The organism is Nonomuraea sp. LPB2021202275-12-8 (genome assembly GCF_037044575.1).
Classification (GTDB): Bacteria; Actinomycetota; Actinomycetes; order Streptosporangiales; family Streptosporangiaceae; genus Nonomuraea.
In genome coordinates, this window is record NZ_JBAHWD010000023.1 from 25272 (window position 1) to 39713 (window position 14442).

Here is a 14442-nt window from a genome sequence, read left to right on the forward strand (position 1 = left end):
CGCGAAATATCCTGAGAAAGGACGAAAATCATGAGCAACCTCGTCGACCGCTACATCGCCGTCTGGAACGAGACCGACGCCGACGCCCGCGCCAAGGCCGTCGCCGGTCTGTGGACCGAGGACGCCACTTACACCGACCCGCTGGCCGACGTGGCCGGGCACGCCGGGATCGCCGCGGTGATCGAGGGAGCGCAGGGCATGTTCCCCGGCTTCGTCTTCGCCCCCGGCGAGGTCTACGACGCCCACCACGACATCGCCCGCTTCACCTGGCACCTCGGCCCGGCGGGCGGGGAGCCCGTGGTCGTCGGGTTCGACGTGGTGGAGCTGGCCGGGGACGGCAGGATCAGCAAGGTGCTGGGCTTCCTGGACAAGGTCCCCGCCGCCTGACCCGAACCCCCGCCCGAGGCCCCCGGCACGCCGGGGGCTTTCGCGTGCGCCCGGGCCTGGCCGTCCGAAAACCGTTTGCGGCGCCCGGGGCCGCCCGTGACAATCGGCCCCGTGCCCAACCTGCTCAGATCGCTGCTCGGCCATCTCGCGCTGGACGTGAGCCCGCTGCGCGACTCGCGCGACTTCCGGCTGCTCATGGTGTCAGGGGTCGTGACCATGTTCGGCACGTTCATCACCATGGTGGCGGTGCCTTACCAGATGTGGGAGCTGACCGGCTCCTATGTGGCGGTCGGGCTGATGAGCCTGGCGGAGTTCGTGCCCATGGTGGTCTGCGGGCTGTGGGGCGGGGCGATCGCGGACGCGCTGGACCGGCGCAAGATCATCCTGCTGAGCGAGGTCGGACTGACGATCACCTCGGCGCTGCTCATGGTCAACGCGATGCTGCCCGATCCGCAGGTCTGGGTGCTGTACGTGGTGGGCGCGCTGGCGATGGGCATCACCTGCCTGCAGCGGCCCAGCATGGAGTCGCTGATTCCGCAGGTCGTCAAGCACGAGCAGCTCGGCGCGGCGGCGGTGCTGACGAGCCTGCGCTGGAACTTCGGCGCGATCGCCGCCCCGGCGCTGGGCGGCCTGCTGGTGGCCACGCTCGGCCCGGCCTTCGCCTACGGGCTCGACACCGTCAGCTTCGTACTGTCACTGCTGCTGCTGTGGCGGATCAACGCCAGGCCGCCGGCCGAGGGCGCCGCGGCCGCCTCGCTGAAGTCGCTGGTCGAAGGCGTGCGCTACGCCGTGGGCCGCAAGGATCTGGTCGGGACCTACCTGGTCGACGTCGCCGCGATGGTGTTCGCCATGTCGACGTCGCTGTTCCCCGGGCTGGCCGAGGAGTACGGCGCGCTGGAGGCGGTCGGCCTGCTGTATTCGGCGGGCGCCGTGGGCTCCCTGGTGGCCTCGCTGACCGGCGGCTGGACCGCCCGCGTGCACCGGCACGGCCTGGGCGTGGCCGTGGCGGCGGCGCTGTGGGGCGTGGCGGTGGCACTGGCCGGGCTGGTCCCGAACTTCTGGGTGATGTTCGCCTGCCTGGCGCTGGCGGGCGCGGCCGACATGGTGAGCGGCATCTTCAGGATGACCATGTGGAACCAGACGATCCCCAACGAGATGCGGGGCAGGCTGGCAGGCATCGAGCTGCTCTCCTACTCCACCGGCCCGATGCTGGGCAACACCAGGGCGTCGCTGATGGAGCGGCTCGGCGGGCCCCGGCTCTCGCTGGCGGCCGGCGGCCTGCTGTGCGTCGCCGCCGTCGCCGCCCTGGCCGCCGCACTGCCGCGGTTTCGCCGGTACGACTCGCGTACCGACGAGCACGCGCTGGCCGAGCGCGCCCGCCGCGCCGAGCGGCCGGCCGCCGAGCCGGTCTAGCCGGCTGACGCCCGACGCGCCGTGGGCGACCTCGCCGTACGCCACCGGCTCCCTGCGTTACGTCACGCGCTGATCGTGGACGGCCAGTGGTGGCTCTACTACGAGACGGCCCGCGCCGACGGCGCCTACGACCTCCGCCTCACCAGATGTCCCGCACCAGGTGTTTGACCTGCGGTCATGGACTGGTCAGACAGAAGTCTGTAAAGATCTCACGTGACACCCTAATGTCCTCGTTCATCACGAAGATCTGAAAGGTACGCGAAGAACACATGCGGGTCGCACACGTGCTTGTCACGGCTTTGATGGCATCAGCCCTGGTCACCTCCCCTGCTCACGCCTCCGGCAAGCCGCCGGAGTTCCCGGCGGAGGTGTACGGCGGAGCATGGCCGGCAGGCCACGTACAGGGCATCGCGGTGGACGAGAAGAAGGGGTTCATGTACTTCTCCTTCACCAACCTCCTCGTCAAGACCGACCTGACCGGCCGCCCCGTGGGCTCCGTCACCGGCTTCACCGGCCACCTCGGCGACCTCGACTTCAACGCCAAGGACGGGCGCGTCTACGGCTCCCTGGAGTACAAGGACGCGCAGGCCTTCTACATCGCCATCTTCGACGTCGACCGCATCACCAGCCTCGACATGGACGCCGAGACCTCCAACGTGGTGACCGCCGTCTACCTCAAGGAGGTCGTCGCCGACTACAGCGCCGACATGAACGGCGACGGCAAGTTCGACGGCAACATCGGCAACACCCCCGACCACCGCTACGGCTGCAGCGGCATCGACGGCGTCGCCTTCGGCCCCGAGTTCGGCAGGCGCCACGGCAAGCAGAAGCTGACCGTCGCCTACGGCGTCTACTCCAACACCAGCCGTCAGGACAACGACCACCAGGTCCTCCTGCAGTACGACATCACCAAGTGGCGCCAGTTCGAGCGCCCCCTCACCCAGGCCGACCCCCACACCGCCGGTCCCGAGCGCCCCGACGGCAAGTACTTCGTCTACACGGGCAACACGACCTACGGTGTGCAGAACCTGGAGTACGACGGCTACACCGGCAAGTGGTTCATGGCCGCCTACAAGGGCGTCAAGCCGCAGTTCCCCAACTACTCGTTCTTCATGGTCGACGGCTCCCAGCGTCCGGTCCAGGGCACCATCAAGGGCCAGCCGCAGCCTGAGCAGGGCAAGCTCCTCTCCCTCGTGCCCGAGGGACTGCACCACCCGGAGTCCGGCGTCTGGGGCTGGGAGTTCGGCGGCCAGTACGGCCTGACCTCGCTGGACGACGGCCGCTACTACGTGACCCAGGACGGCAAGATCGTCGAGGACGGCGTGACCAAGCAGACCGCCCACTCCAGGCTCCACCGCTGGACCGGCCAGGCGCCCGCCCCCTTCGAACGCATCCAGTAACGACCGCCCCTCCCCGGCTCACCCCCACCCGGCACGCCCTCACTCCGGCACGGCCACCGCGACACGCCGTGCCGGAGTCACGGCCGGCCACACGGCCACGAAGGCACCGTCGCCGCCCGGGTGGAGATTGCCCCTTCAACAAGACGCCGTCACCCCTGTCCGCCCGGCGGGTCGTCAGCCTGCCGGGCCTTCCGTCACCCCTTGGCGGAGAACACCTTCAAGGCTTCGGCGTCGGAGTAGGTCGCCGTGATGTAGGTGGCCGCCCACGCCTCGATGCCGTCGAAGCCGCTCTCGGCGAGGAGCCGCTCGCTCACCCGATCGGCGTCGAGGAGGGTGCGCCGCAGGGTGACGCCGCCCGACTCGCCGTCGAGCAACGCCCAGTGCGCGCCCGCCGTGCCGTACGGCATGCCGACGGAGCCGGGGTTGACCACGAGCGTGCGGTCGGCGAGGCGCAGGAAGGGCATGTGGGTGTTGCCCAGCACGACGGTGTCGGCGCTCTCTCCCTTGAGCACCTCGGCCCAGCGCTCCAGCGGGCTGTCGACGAGGATCATCTCCTCGTCGCTTCGCGGTGTCGCGTGCACGAACAGCGTCGTCCCCAACCGTTCCAGGTCGAGCACCTGCCGGTCAGGCAGCGAGGCGAGCAGCTCGACCTGCTCGGGCCGGAGCTGATGGCCCGCCCACTCCGAGACCGGCAGCACGCCGGGCTTGCCCGAGGCCACCTCCACCAGCTCTCTGTCGGCGTTGCCGCGCAGCCACAGCGCCCGCTCCCCCAAGGAGGCCAGCACGTCGAGTGTCTCGACGGGCAGCGGCCCGGAAGCCATGTCACCCGTGAGCACGATCAGGTCGGCCCCGGCCACCTCCGGCTCGGCGAGCACGGCTTCGAGCGCGGGAAGCACTCCATGGATGTCGGAGAGAACGGCGACGCGCATGCCATCACTCTCGCATCATCGGCCGGCTTTCGCACTGGTGTTCGCGCCTGACGAACACCAGCCGCCACGTGACGACGCCCGCGCCTCAGCCCTGCTCGCGCCAGCCGGCATACCGCTCGACCAGCTCGTCCACCTTGGCCAAGCCGCCCTCGTCGAGCCCTTCGGCCACGACCAGCCACTGCGCGTCCTCGGCGTCGTCCTCCCCCGCCAGCGTCTCCCGGACCACCCGCGGCACCCCGAGCCCCGGAAACCACTCGGCCAGCGTCTCGGCGACCTCCTCGGCATCGTCCCGCTCACCGAACACGAGTAGCTGCCTCATAGAGCCGCATTCTGCCATTCACCGCTCCCCGTGCAGGCGCCGGCACGCGTCCGTTCACAGACGTGCGCGTCACAGGTGGCTGCGACGCCAGAATCCTCGCTGCCCGATTGGGCCTCCCGGAAGGCTTCGCGGCAGAAGATCTCGATCGCATGCCGCATCTACCCGCGCACACCGAGTTGATCGACGGGAGCTTGGCGTTCGTAGGTCCGCAAGCGTCATCGAAGTGGTCTCACCCGAGTCCAGGTCGCGCGACCGCAAGCCGCAGCTTTACGTCGAAGCGGGGATCCCCCACTTCTGGCGCGTAGAGAGCGGCTCAGGCAGGCCGGTGGTCCACGGCCACGAGCTCCGACCCGCCGAGCTCCCCTACGTCCCCACGGGCCGCGACCTGGTCAAAGCGAACCTGCCGTTCGACATCGACCACCGCCGAGCAGAGAAAAGGGCTGGTACGGGATCCGTACCAGCCTTCTGCTTCCCCGTCAGCCGCTGCGCAGATGGGCCCCGAGGCGGTCGGCGGCCAGTGCCACGGCGGCGTCGCGGGCCGCGGTCGTCTCCTCGACCGTCAGCGTGCGGTCCGGCGCGCGGAAGCGAAGCGTGTAGGCGAGGGACTTGTTGCCCTGCCCCACCTGCTCGCCCGTGTAGACGTCGAACAGCCGGATGGACTCCAGCAGCTCGCCCGCGCCGTCGCGCAGCGCCGCCTCCACGTCGGCCACCGGTGTGAAGTCGGGCACGATCAGGGCCACGTCCTGGGTCGCGACCGGATAGGGGGAGATGGGCGGCGCCTGGACCGGGCCCGGCAGGGCCGCCTCCAGCCGCGTCAGGTCGAGCTCCATCGCGGCCGTGCGCGGCGGCAGGCCGTAGGCCTCGACGACCCGGGGGTGGAGCTCGCCGGCGTGGCCGACGAGCGTGTCGCCGACGTAGAGGGCGGCGCACCGGCCGGGGTGCCAGGGCTCGTGCTGGTCGGCGTTGATCGACAGCTCGAGCCCCGCCTCGCCCGCGACCAGGCGTGCGGCCTGCACCGCGTCGGCCCAGGAGGCCTGCCGGCCGGCGCCCCACCAGCCGGATCGTTCGAACTCGCCGGCGAGGACGACCGCGGCCCGTGTCGGCTGGCTGGGCAGCGCCGCCTCGATCGTGGCCAGTTCCTCCGCCGTCGGCCTGCGTTCGACACCGAGCACCGGCGCGGTCGCGGGGGCATCCTCGCGAGGCCGGTAAACAGCTCCGGTCTCGAACAGCGCCACGTCGGTGAAGCCGCGCCCGACGTTGCGCACCAGGATCTTGAGCAGCCCCGGCAGCAGCGTCGTGCGCATCAGCGGCTCGTCCTCGGCCAGCGGGTTGGCCAGCCGCATGGCCCGGCGGCGCGCGTCGTCGGCGGGCAGCTGCAGGTGGTCGAAGTCGTCGGCGCTGATGAACGGGTAGGCGAGCACCTCGACGTACCCGGCCTCGGAGAGCGCGCGGCCGGCCCGCCGGCGCAGCCGCTGCCCGTCGGTGAGCCCGGCGCCGGCGGGGGCCTTGGGCAGCACCGACGGCAGGTTCTCGTAGCCCTCCAGCCTGATGACCTCTTCGGCCAGGTCGCTGGGGTCGGTGAGGTCGGGCCGCCACGACGGCGGCGTCACCGTGATCATGTCGTCGCCGGTGACGGCCAGCCTGGCCGCCAGCTCGCCGCCGGTGATGACGCCGGTCGGGTCCACGCCGCCGGTGCGCACGGCGGGGTCGTCGCCGTCGACGACGGTGCAGCCGACCTGCTCCAGCCGCCGTACGACGGCCTCCTTGGAGTAGGGGATGCCGGCCACGTCACCCGGGTGGCCGGCCGGGATCGCGATGCGGGCCGGCTGGACGTCCACCTGGGCATGGGTGACCCCGGGCAGCACGGTGGCGCCGCCCAGCTCCGCCAGCAGCTGCACCGCCCGCCACGACGCGACGAGCGGCAGCTCCCTGTCGACGCCGCGCTCGAACCGCTTGGACGCCTCCGACACGAGGTTGTGCCTGCGGGACTCGCGGGAGATGCCGGTCGCCGAGAAGTGCGCGGCCTCGATCACGATGTCGGTCGAGCCGGCGGAGATCTCCGTCTCCAGGCCGCCCATGGTGCCCGCCATCGAGATCGGGCCCGTCTCGTCGGTGATCAGGATGTCGTCGGGGTCGAGGTCGCGCACGACGTGGTCGAGCGTCTCCAGCCGCTCTCCCGGCTCGGCCCTGCGCACGACGATCCCGCCGGTGAGCTTGGCGGTGTCGAAGGCGTGCAGCGGCTGGCCGAGCTCCAGCATCAGATAGTTGGTGATGTCGACGGCCAGCGACACCGGGCGCATCCCGGCGCGGGTGAGGCGCACGCGCATCCACAGCGGGCTCTGCGCGTCGGGGTCGAAGCCGCGGACCTGACGCAGCACGAACCTGTCGCACGCGGTCGGGTCGGCGATCGAGGCGGGCCACGAGGGCTGCGTCTCCTGCGGCGGCTCGACGGCGGCGGGGTCGCGGAACGGCACGCCGAACGCGGTGGCGGCCTCGCGGGCCACTCCCCTGATCGACAGCGCGTAGCCGATGTCGGGGGTGATCTCCAGCTCGATGACGTCGTCGCGCAGGCCGAGCAGCTCGACCACGTCGGCGCCGACGGGTGTGCCGGACGGCAGCACCATGATGCCGGCGTGGTCGTCGCCCAGGCCGAGCTCGCGCTCGGAGCAGATCATGCCCTCGGACAGGCGGCCGTAGGTCTTGCGCGCGCCCACCTCGAACCCGCCGGGCAGCACGCCGCCCGGCAGCACGACCGGCACCCGGTCGCCCACGGCGAAGTTGGTGGCGCCGCAGACGATCTCGCGCGGCGCGGCCTCACCCACCTCGACCTTGCAGTGCCGGATGGGCTTCTTGAACCCGGTCAGCTCCTCGATCTCCAGCACCTCACCGACCACGACGTTCTTGACGTCGTAGCCGTGGGAGGTGATGGACTCCAGCTTGAGGCCGGCCGCGGTGAGCTTGTCGGCCACCTCGTGCGCGGTGACCGCCGGGAGATCGACATACTCCCGCAGCCAGGTAAGCGGGACCTTCATCAGATCTCCATTCCGAACGGGAGCGTGAAGCGCACGTCTCCCTCGATCATGTCGCGCATGTCCTCGGCGTTGTGGCGGAACATCAGCGTCCGCTCGATGCCCATGCCGAACGCGAACCCGGAGTAAACAGACGGGTCGACGCCGCAGGCGATGAGCACGCGCGGGTTGACCATGCCGCAGCCGCCCCACTCGATCCAGCCCTCGCTCTTGCAGGTGCGGCACGGCGGGTTGCCGGGGACGGCCGAGGCTCCGCGGCAGACGAAGCACTTGAGGTCCATCTCGGCCGACGGCTCGGTGAACGGGAAGTAGTTGGGCCGGAAGCGGGTGGTGATGCCCTCGCCGAACATGACCTCGGCGAACCGGTCGAGCGTGCCCTTGAGGTGGGCCATGGTCAGGCCCTTGTCGACGGCCAGGCCCTCGGTCTGGTGGAAGACCGGGGTGTGGGTGGCGTCGAGCTCGTCGGTGCGGAAGGTCTTGCCCGGCGAGATCACGTACACCGGCAGCTCGCGCTCGAGCAGCGCGCGGATCTGCACCGGCGAGGTCTGCGTGCGCAGCACCATGCCCGACTGCGTGGACCCGACGAAGAACGTGTCGTGGTCGGAGCGGGCCGGGTGGTCCGTGGCGATGTTGAGCGCGTCGAAGTTGAACCATTCGCCTTCGAGCTCGGGCCCTTCGGCCATCTCGTAGCCCATCGCGACGAAGGCGTCGGCGATGCGCTCCTGCAGCGTGGTCAGCGGGTGGCGGGCGCCGCGCGGCCGCCGGTCCCAGGGCAGTGTGACGTCGACGGTCTCCTCGACGAGCACGCGGGCGTCGCGTTCGGCCTCCAGCTCGGCCTGCCGGGCGGCGAGCGCCTCGTTGATCGCCTTGCGGGCGCTGCCGACGCGCTTGCCGGCCTCGGCACGGGCGGCCGGAGGCAGGGCGCCGATCTCGCGGTTGGCCAGCGCGATGGGCGAGCGGTCACCGGCGTGCGCCAGCCTGGCCTGCTTGAGTGCGTCGAGGCTGTCGGCCGCCTTGATGGCCGCGAGGGCGTCGGCCTCCATGCGGGACACCTCGTCGGCGTGCAGCGGTGTGACCTCGACGGGGTCGTAGTCAGACAAGAGTGAGCTCCGTATTCAGGGCTTGAGCGGAAAAGTCTAGTGGGGCCCGGACGGCCCAGCCCACCGGTCCTGCTCTACGCGAAGTCAGGCGTGCCGGTGGGCATGGTAAATCGGAACTCCGCCCCGCCCTCGGGCGCCTGCTGCACGGTGATGGTGCCGCCATGGGCTTCGACCAGCCCCTTGACGATGAACAGGCCGAGGCCGGTGCCGCCTCGCCTGCGGCTGTTGCCCCGCCAGAACTGCCTGAAGACGCGCGGGGCCACCTCGGGCTTGACGCCCTCGCCCTGGTCGCGCACCGACACGGCAACTCCCCATCCCACGGATTCGATCTCTATTGTCACGGTGCCACGCCCATGGCGCAGCGCATTTTCCACCAGGTTAGCCAGGATTTGGTCCATCTTGTCCTGGTCAAGCCACATCTCAGGGAGATCGTCGCCCACGATCAGGTGGAAACGGTCCTCCTGCTCGCCTGCCGCGACCCGGCCCGCGATGATCCGCCGCGCTCTGGCCGTCAGGTCGACGACCTGACGGTGCAGCTCCAGCCGGCCGGACTCGATCCGCGAGACGTCGAGCAGCTCGGTGATGAGCCGGGTGACGCGGTCGGCGTCGTTGTTGACGGTCTCGAGCATGACGCGCTTCTGCTCGTCGGTGAAGCGGGTCCACTTGGCGAGCAGCGTCGCGGTGAAGCCCTTGACGCTGGTCAGCGGCGAGCGCAGCTCGTGGGCGACCGTGGAGACCAGGTCGGCGCGGCTGCGCTCCAGCCGGGCGCGGGCGCCTCCGTCGCGCAGCGTGATCGCCACCCGCTCGACGTCGCCGCCCCGCTCGGGCTCGCGCACCAGCCTCGCCGCGACGTACAGCTCCTGTCCGCCCGGCAGGTGGAGCGGCCGCTCCGGCACTCTGGTGCGGGTGCGCAGGCCGCCCTCGGGGTCGAGGGCCTTCCACCACTCCCGGCCGTCGTTGTCGCGCAGCGGGAACACCTCGTTCATGTCCCTGCCGACGGCGCGCTCCATGGGGACGCCGGTGAGCCTTGAGGCGGCCCGGTTGACGGCGAGCACGCGGCCGAACCTGTCGGTCACGATCAGGCCGTCGGGAAGGTCGTCGATGGCTATCGTGCACGCGGCGGCCACTACTCGCCCGTCGGTGTCCTCGCCGTGCACGACCTCGCCTCCTCCGCCTACAAGGCCGACAATAGCGGGTTTCCCGTCGCCTAGGGCACTCGCTGAGCTCTCGCGGAGGAGTAAAGACACACCGCCGCGGCGGTGGCGAGGTTGAGGCTTTCGGCCTGTCCGTAGATGGGCACTCTGACCACGTCGTCGGCCTGTCCGAGCACCTCCTCCGGCAGCCCCCACGCCTCGTTGCCGAAGATCCACGCGGTGGGCCCCGACAGGTCCACGTCGTCGAGCGTGTGCTTGCCCGCGCCGTCCGCCGCGAGCACCCGCATGCCCCGCTCCCTGAGCAGGCCCACGGCCTGCGCCACCGGCGCGCCGACGACCACGGGCAGGTGGAACAGGCTGCCCGCGCTGGCTCGCACGCACTTGCCGTTGTACGGGTCGACGGAGGCGTCGGTGAAGACGACCGCGTCGGCGCCGGCGGCGTCGGCGGCCCTCATGACGGTGCCCGCGTTCCCCGGGTCACGCACGTGCGCCAGCAGGGCGACCAGTCGGGGTTCGGCCGGCAGGGCGTCGCCGAGCGGCACGTGCACCAGCCGGCAGACGGCCACCAGCCCCTGCGGGGTGACGGTCTGGGACAGCTCCGACATGACCTCGCCGCTGGCCCGGTGGACCGGCACGCCCTGGAGCGTGGCCGCGGTGACGAGTTCGGGATGGCGCAGCTCGGCCTCGGCGGTCGCGAACAGCTCCAGCGTCACGCCGTCGAGCTTGAGCGCCTCACGCACCGCCTGCGGCCCCTCGGCCAGGAACCTGCGGTCCTGCTCCCTGAAGGCGCGCTTGGTGAGCCTGCGCGCCGCCTTCACCCGCGGCGACCGCACGTTGGTCAGCTCGGTTCCGGCCATCACTCTCCCTGCTCGCGTGTACGGGATCCGTACGCTGCCCGTACAACATGGCAAAGGGCCCACCGTCAGGTGGGCCCCTTTTCGACTCATAAGCCCAGCCGGGCTCGTCTAACGCCTCAGCTCGCGGCCGGCGCGTTCACGTCGGCGGGCAGCGCCTTCTTGGCGGCCTCGACGAGCGTGGCGAAGGTCTGGCTGTCGTTGACCGCGAGGTCGGCCAGGATCTTGCGGTCCACCTCGATGTTGGCCAGTCGAAGGCCCTGGATCAGGCGGTTGTAGGTCATGCCGTTCTGGCGGGCAGCGGCGTTGATCCGCTGGATCCAGAGACGGCGGAAAGCGCCCTTGCGGTCCTTGCGGTCCCTGTAGGCGTAGGTCATCGAGTGGAGCATCTGCTCCTTGGCCTTGCGGTAGAGCCGCGACCGCTGACCGCGGTAACCGCTCGCCCGATCAAGGACGACCTTGCGCTTCTTCTTGGCGTTGAGCGCCCGCTTCACGCGTGCCATGATTCTTCTCCCCGGGGGTTCGCGCTACTTGGCGAGCAGTTTCTTGATCTTCTTGGAGTCGGCGTCGGAAAGGACGACCTCGTTCTTGAGACGGCGCGTCAGCGTAGACGACTTCCACTCGTTGTAGTGCGCGCGGCTGGCGCGGCGGCGCATGACCTTGCCGGAGCCGGTAAGCCGGAACCGCTTTTTCGCACCGCTGTGCGTCTTCATCTTCGGCATGTCGCCGTCTCTCCTCAATTCGCTCGTGCCGGTGGCCGGGTCGGTGCTGGGCCGACCCGGTCGCGGCGTCTTCGTCGGGCGGTGGCTGTTCGGGGTGCTCAGGAAGGCTAACCCGAACCGCGGGTCACGCTTCCTGTGCGGAAGGCTCCTCGCTGCCACTCTGTGCCTTGGCCGCCGCCTTCTCGGCCTTGGCCTCGGCTTTCTTCTTGTGCGGACCGATCACCATGATCATGTTACGGCCGTCCTGCTTGGGCTGGGACTCGACGAACCCGAGCTCCTGGACGTCCTCGGCCAGCCGCTGCAGAAGCCGGAAGCCGAGCTCCGGTCGGGACTGCTCGCGGCCACGGAACATGATCGTGACTTTGACCTTGTCTCCCGCCTTGAGGAACCGCACCACGTGACCCTTCTTGGTCTCGTAGTCGTGCGGGTCGATCTTCGGCCGGAGCTTGATCTCCTTGATGATCGTGTGCGCTTGATTCTTGCGCGCCTCGCGCGCCTTCATCGCGGACTCGTACTTGAATTTGCCGTAGTCCATGAGCTTGCACACGGGCGGTCGAGCCGTCGCCGCGACCTCGACGAGGTCAAGGTCGGCTTCCTGGGCGAGCTTCAGTGCGTCGTGAATGGACACGATGCCCACCTGCTCGCCGTTCGGGCCCACGAGGCGAACCTCGGGAACTCGGATACGCTCGTTGATGCGGGGCTCAGTGCTGATGGGGCCTCCTAGGTTTGCGATCCCTACGTGCTCGTCGTGCCGGAGAGCTTCCGCGAAACGCGAAAAGCCCCGCACGTTACGCATGCGGGGCCACTGAGCTCTTCGGCTTCGTGGCCTAAAGCTCCCCGGAGAAGTCCGGCGTGATCCTTTACCCGGCCACCTCTCGGCGACCCGGGTGGGAGGAGACCTCCGCTTGCGCGTCCAGCAGCCATGCCGGACCGATCAGAGAGCTACATTACCACAACCACGAGACTTCCTCGAATCATCCCCGCTGGCCAGAGTCCTCGGCAGAACCTGGTTGGTCACCGGTCAGCCCGTTCGACCGGCTCGCCTGATGATCTCCGCCTCGCCGGCGGCGCGCATGGCCTCCACCGGCACGTCCGACCGGCCTGTCATCAGCTCCACCTGCCGCACGGCCTGGTGCAGCAGCATCGCGTACCCCCCGACCACCGTGCCGCCCGCGGCCCGCACGGCCGCCGCCGCCCGCGTCGGCCAGGGAGAGTAGACCACGTCGAAGAGCGCGGGGACCCGCGCCAGCCGACTCGCGTACGCGTCGGCGCCGCCGGCCGGCAGCGTGGACACCACGAGATCGGCGTGCGCCACCGCGTCGATCTTGTCGAACGTGCGCACCGCCAGCGACACGCCGAGCCGCTCGGCCGCCTTCGCCGTCTCCCCCGCCCTCGCGGGATCCCGCACGATCAGGGTCGCGGCGAACAGCCCCTGGTCGCGCAGCGCCGCGAGCGCGGAGCAGGCCGTGGCGCCGCCGCCCAGCACGGTCGCCGACCGCGGGGCGGGCACCCCGGCTTCGGCCAGCGCCTGCTTGATGCCGTACACGTCGGTGTTCTCGCCGTGCGCCGCGCCGTCGCCGAAGATCACCGTGTTGACGCCCCCCACCTCGACGGCCCGCGCGGAGACGGTGTCGAGCAAGGGCAGCACGGCGCGCTTGAGCGGCATCGTGAGCGACAGGCCCGCCCAAGTGCCGGCCTGGTCAGGCCCCTCGCCCCGCACCGGCCGCATCCCGCGCAACAGCGCGGGCAGCGCGGCCTCGTCGCACTCGAACGCCTCGTAGCTCCACCCGGCCAGCCCCATCTCGCAATAGGCCGCCCGGTGCAGGAACGGCGAGAGCGAGTGGGCGATCGGCGAGCCCAGCACCGCCGCGCGCATCCTCCGTCAGCCGCCGTTCTTCTCGAACTCGGCCAGCAGAGCCTGGCGCTCCGCCTCGGTGGTGGCGAACTTGGTGACCTTGCTCTTGGGATCGGTGGCGACGAAGTACAGCCAGGGACCCTTGGCCGGATTCAGCGCCGCCTCGATCGCGTCGTCGCCTGGGTTGGCGATGGGACCGGGCGGCAGGCCGAGGTGCTTGTAGGTGTTGTACGGGGACTTGATCTCCAGCTCGGCGTGGGTGGCCGTGGTCCGGTAGCGCTTCCACGCGTACATCACCGTGCTGTCCATCGACAGCGTCATCTGGGGCTCGTGGCCGAGCCGGTTGTAGATGACCCGGGCGATCTTCGGCATGTCCTCGTGGCGTCCCGCCTCGGCCTGGATGATGCTGGCGATCGTGACGATCTCATGGGCTGTGTAGCCGAGGCTCTTGGCGCTGCCCTCCAGGTCGACCTTCTCCGCCGTCTGGTTGAACCGCTCGATCATCCGCGTCAGCATGTCGGCCGGCGTGGACTTCGGCTGGAAGTCGTAGGTGGCGGGGAAGGCGTAGCCCTCGATCTTGCCCTTGGCGTATGACGGCAGGCCGAGGTCTCTGGCGTTCTTGGCCGCGGCCTCGAACTCCTTGCGCTCCAGACCGGTCTGCTCGGCGAGCTTGGTGAAGGTGTCGGACATGCGCAGCCCCTCCGGCAGCCGCACCTCCAGCAGCATCCGCTTCTTCGGGTCGAGCAGCTTCACCGCGTCGGCCGCGGCCATCTGCTTGCGCAGCTTGTAGGAGCCGGGCTGGAGCGAGGCGCTCTTGCCTGCGCTGCCGATCGCGTTGGTGAAGGCTCTGGCGCTGGCCACGACCCCCTTGCTCTCCAGCTGCTGGGCCACGTCGGAGGCGCTCTGACCGTCCTTGATCTCGATGATGACCTCGCCCGTGCCCTGGCCGGTGTAGTCGTCGGGCACGAGAGCGTCGCTGACCCACAGATAGCCGTAGTAGCCGCCGCCGCCGATGATGCCGGCCAGGATGATGAAGGCCAGCAGCGGGGCGAGCAGGCCGCCGCGGTTGCGGCGCCTGCGCCGCCTGCGGCTGCCGCCGCGCTTGCCGGAGCCTCTGGTGCGGCGTCCGCCCCGGCCGTCGTCGTCCTCGGCGCCGAGGAGGAAATCCATGTCGAGATCGTTCATAGCTGAGCTGGCCAATCTCCCGGTACGGCGAACCCGGCGTCGATTGGATGCACCGGGCGGTGGGGGGGCACCGAGCGGACGAGGGGGGCGCGCCG

The 14442-nt window shown here is 70.3% G+C and carries 15 protein-coding genes and 1 pseudogene; 5 read left to right on the forward strand and 11 right to left on the reverse strand.

Annotated features, from left to right (window positions below; all coding sequences use genetic code 11):
* The first annotated feature begins 30 nt into the window (after window positions 1-30).
* The 4 genes from V5E28_RS32625 (at window position 31) to V5E28_RS32640 (ending at window position 3200) form a co-directional block, all read left to right on the forward strand.
* Window positions 31-387: a nuclear transport factor 2 family protein gene (locus tag V5E28_RS32625; protein WP_336212679.1), complete on the forward strand. Its 357-nt coding sequence runs from the start codon at window positions 31-33 to the stop codon at window positions 385-387.
* A gap of 111 nt (window positions 388-498) precedes the next feature.
* A complete protein-coding gene (locus V5E28_RS32630; RefSeq protein WP_336212681.1) occupies window positions 499-1800 on the forward strand; it encodes an MFS transporter in 1302 nt (433 codons plus the stop codon).
* Window positions 1801-1821: 21 nt separating this feature from the next.
* Window positions 1822-1968, forward strand: a complete 147-nt coding sequence (locus V5E28_RS32635) for a hypothetical protein (RefSeq protein WP_336212683.1) — start codon at window positions 1822-1824, stop codon at window positions 1966-1968.
* A gap of 134 nt (window positions 1969-2102) precedes the next feature.
* A complete protein-coding gene (locus V5E28_RS32640) occupies window positions 2103-3200 on the forward strand; it encodes a hypothetical protein (protein ID WP_336212684.1) in 1098 nt (365 codons plus the stop codon).
* Between the two features lie 194 nt (window positions 3201-3394).
* Here V5E28_RS32640 and V5E28_RS32645 read toward each other — a convergent pair whose 3' ends face one another.
* Together V5E28_RS32645 and V5E28_RS32650 are read right to left on the reverse strand one after the other, a co-directional pair.
* Window positions 3395-4129: a metallophosphoesterase family protein gene (locus V5E28_RS32645; protein ID WP_336212686.1), complete on the reverse strand. Its 735-nt coding sequence runs from the start codon at window positions 4127-4129 to the stop codon at window positions 3395-3397.
* 85 nt (window positions 4130-4214) lie between these two features.
* Complete coding sequence (locus tag V5E28_RS32650) at window positions 4215-4448, reverse strand: hypothetical protein (RefSeq protein WP_336212688.1); 234 nt, start codon at window positions 4446-4448, stop codon at window positions 4215-4217.
* A 149-nt stretch (window positions 4449-4597) separates the two neighbouring features.
* Between V5E28_RS32650 and V5E28_RS32655 the strand changes: the two are divergent.
* Window positions 4598-4866, forward strand: a pseudogene (locus tag V5E28_RS32655) (Uma2 family endonuclease); the annotation flags it as partial.
* Window positions 4867-4924: 58 nt separating this feature from the next.
* Here V5E28_RS32655 and V5E28_RS32660 read toward each other — a convergent pair.
* The 9 genes from V5E28_RS32660 to mltG form a co-directional block, all read right to left on the reverse strand.
* A complete protein-coding gene (locus tag V5E28_RS32660; protein WP_336212690.1) occupies window positions 4925-7480 on the reverse strand; it encodes a phenylalanine--tRNA ligase subunit beta in 2556 nt (851 codons plus the stop codon).
* On the reverse strand, window positions 7480-8520 hold the full coding sequence (gene pheS, locus V5E28_RS32665) for a phenylalanine--tRNA ligase subunit alpha (RefSeq protein ID WP_336212845.1): 1041 nt from the start codon (window positions 8518-8520) through the stop codon (window positions 7480-7482). The genes V5E28_RS32660 and pheS overlap by 1 nt, the downstream gene beginning before the upstream one ends.
* 131 nt (window positions 8521-8651) lie before the next feature.
* Window positions 8652-9734: a sensor histidine kinase gene (locus V5E28_RS32670; RefSeq protein WP_336212692.1), complete on the reverse strand. Its 1083-nt coding sequence runs from the start codon at window positions 9732-9734 to the stop codon at window positions 8652-8654.
* Window positions 9735-9784: 50 nt separating this feature from the next.
* Complete coding sequence (locus V5E28_RS32675) at window positions 9785-10588, reverse strand: TrmH family RNA methyltransferase (protein ID WP_336212694.1); 804 nt, start codon at window positions 10586-10588, stop codon at window positions 9785-9787.
* A gap of 116 nt (window positions 10589-10704) precedes the next feature.
* On the reverse strand, window positions 10705-11088 hold the full coding sequence (gene rplT, locus V5E28_RS32680; RefSeq protein ID WP_336212696.1) for a 50S ribosomal protein L20: 384 nt from the start codon (window positions 11086-11088) through the stop codon (window positions 10705-10707).
* Between the two features lie 24 nt (window positions 11089-11112).
* The gene (gene rpmI / locus V5E28_RS32685; RefSeq protein ID WP_049568545.1) at window positions 11113-11307 is read right to left on the reverse strand and encodes a 50S ribosomal protein L35; all 195 of its coding nucleotides are present in this window, start codon (window positions 11305-11307) and stop codon (window positions 11113-11115) included.
* 124 nt (window positions 11308-11431) lie between these two features.
* Window positions 11432-12103, reverse strand: a complete 672-nt coding sequence (gene infC / locus V5E28_RS32690; RefSeq protein ID WP_336212698.1) for a translation initiation factor IF-3 — start codon at window positions 12101-12103, stop codon at window positions 11432-11434.
* 225 nt (window positions 12104-12328) lie between these two features.
* Window positions 12329-13183 (reverse strand): shikimate dehydrogenase, encoded by an 855-nt coding sequence (locus V5E28_RS32695; protein WP_336212700.1) that lies wholly within the window; start codon window positions 13181-13183, stop codon window positions 12329-12331.
* 6 nt (window positions 13184-13189) lie between these two features.
* The gene (gene mltG, locus V5E28_RS32700) at window positions 13190-14332 is read right to left on the reverse strand and encodes an endolytic transglycosylase MltG (protein ID WP_336212702.1); all 1143 of its coding nucleotides are present in this window, start codon (window positions 14330-14332) and stop codon (window positions 13190-13192) included.
* Window positions 14333-14442 lie beyond the last annotated feature (110 nt).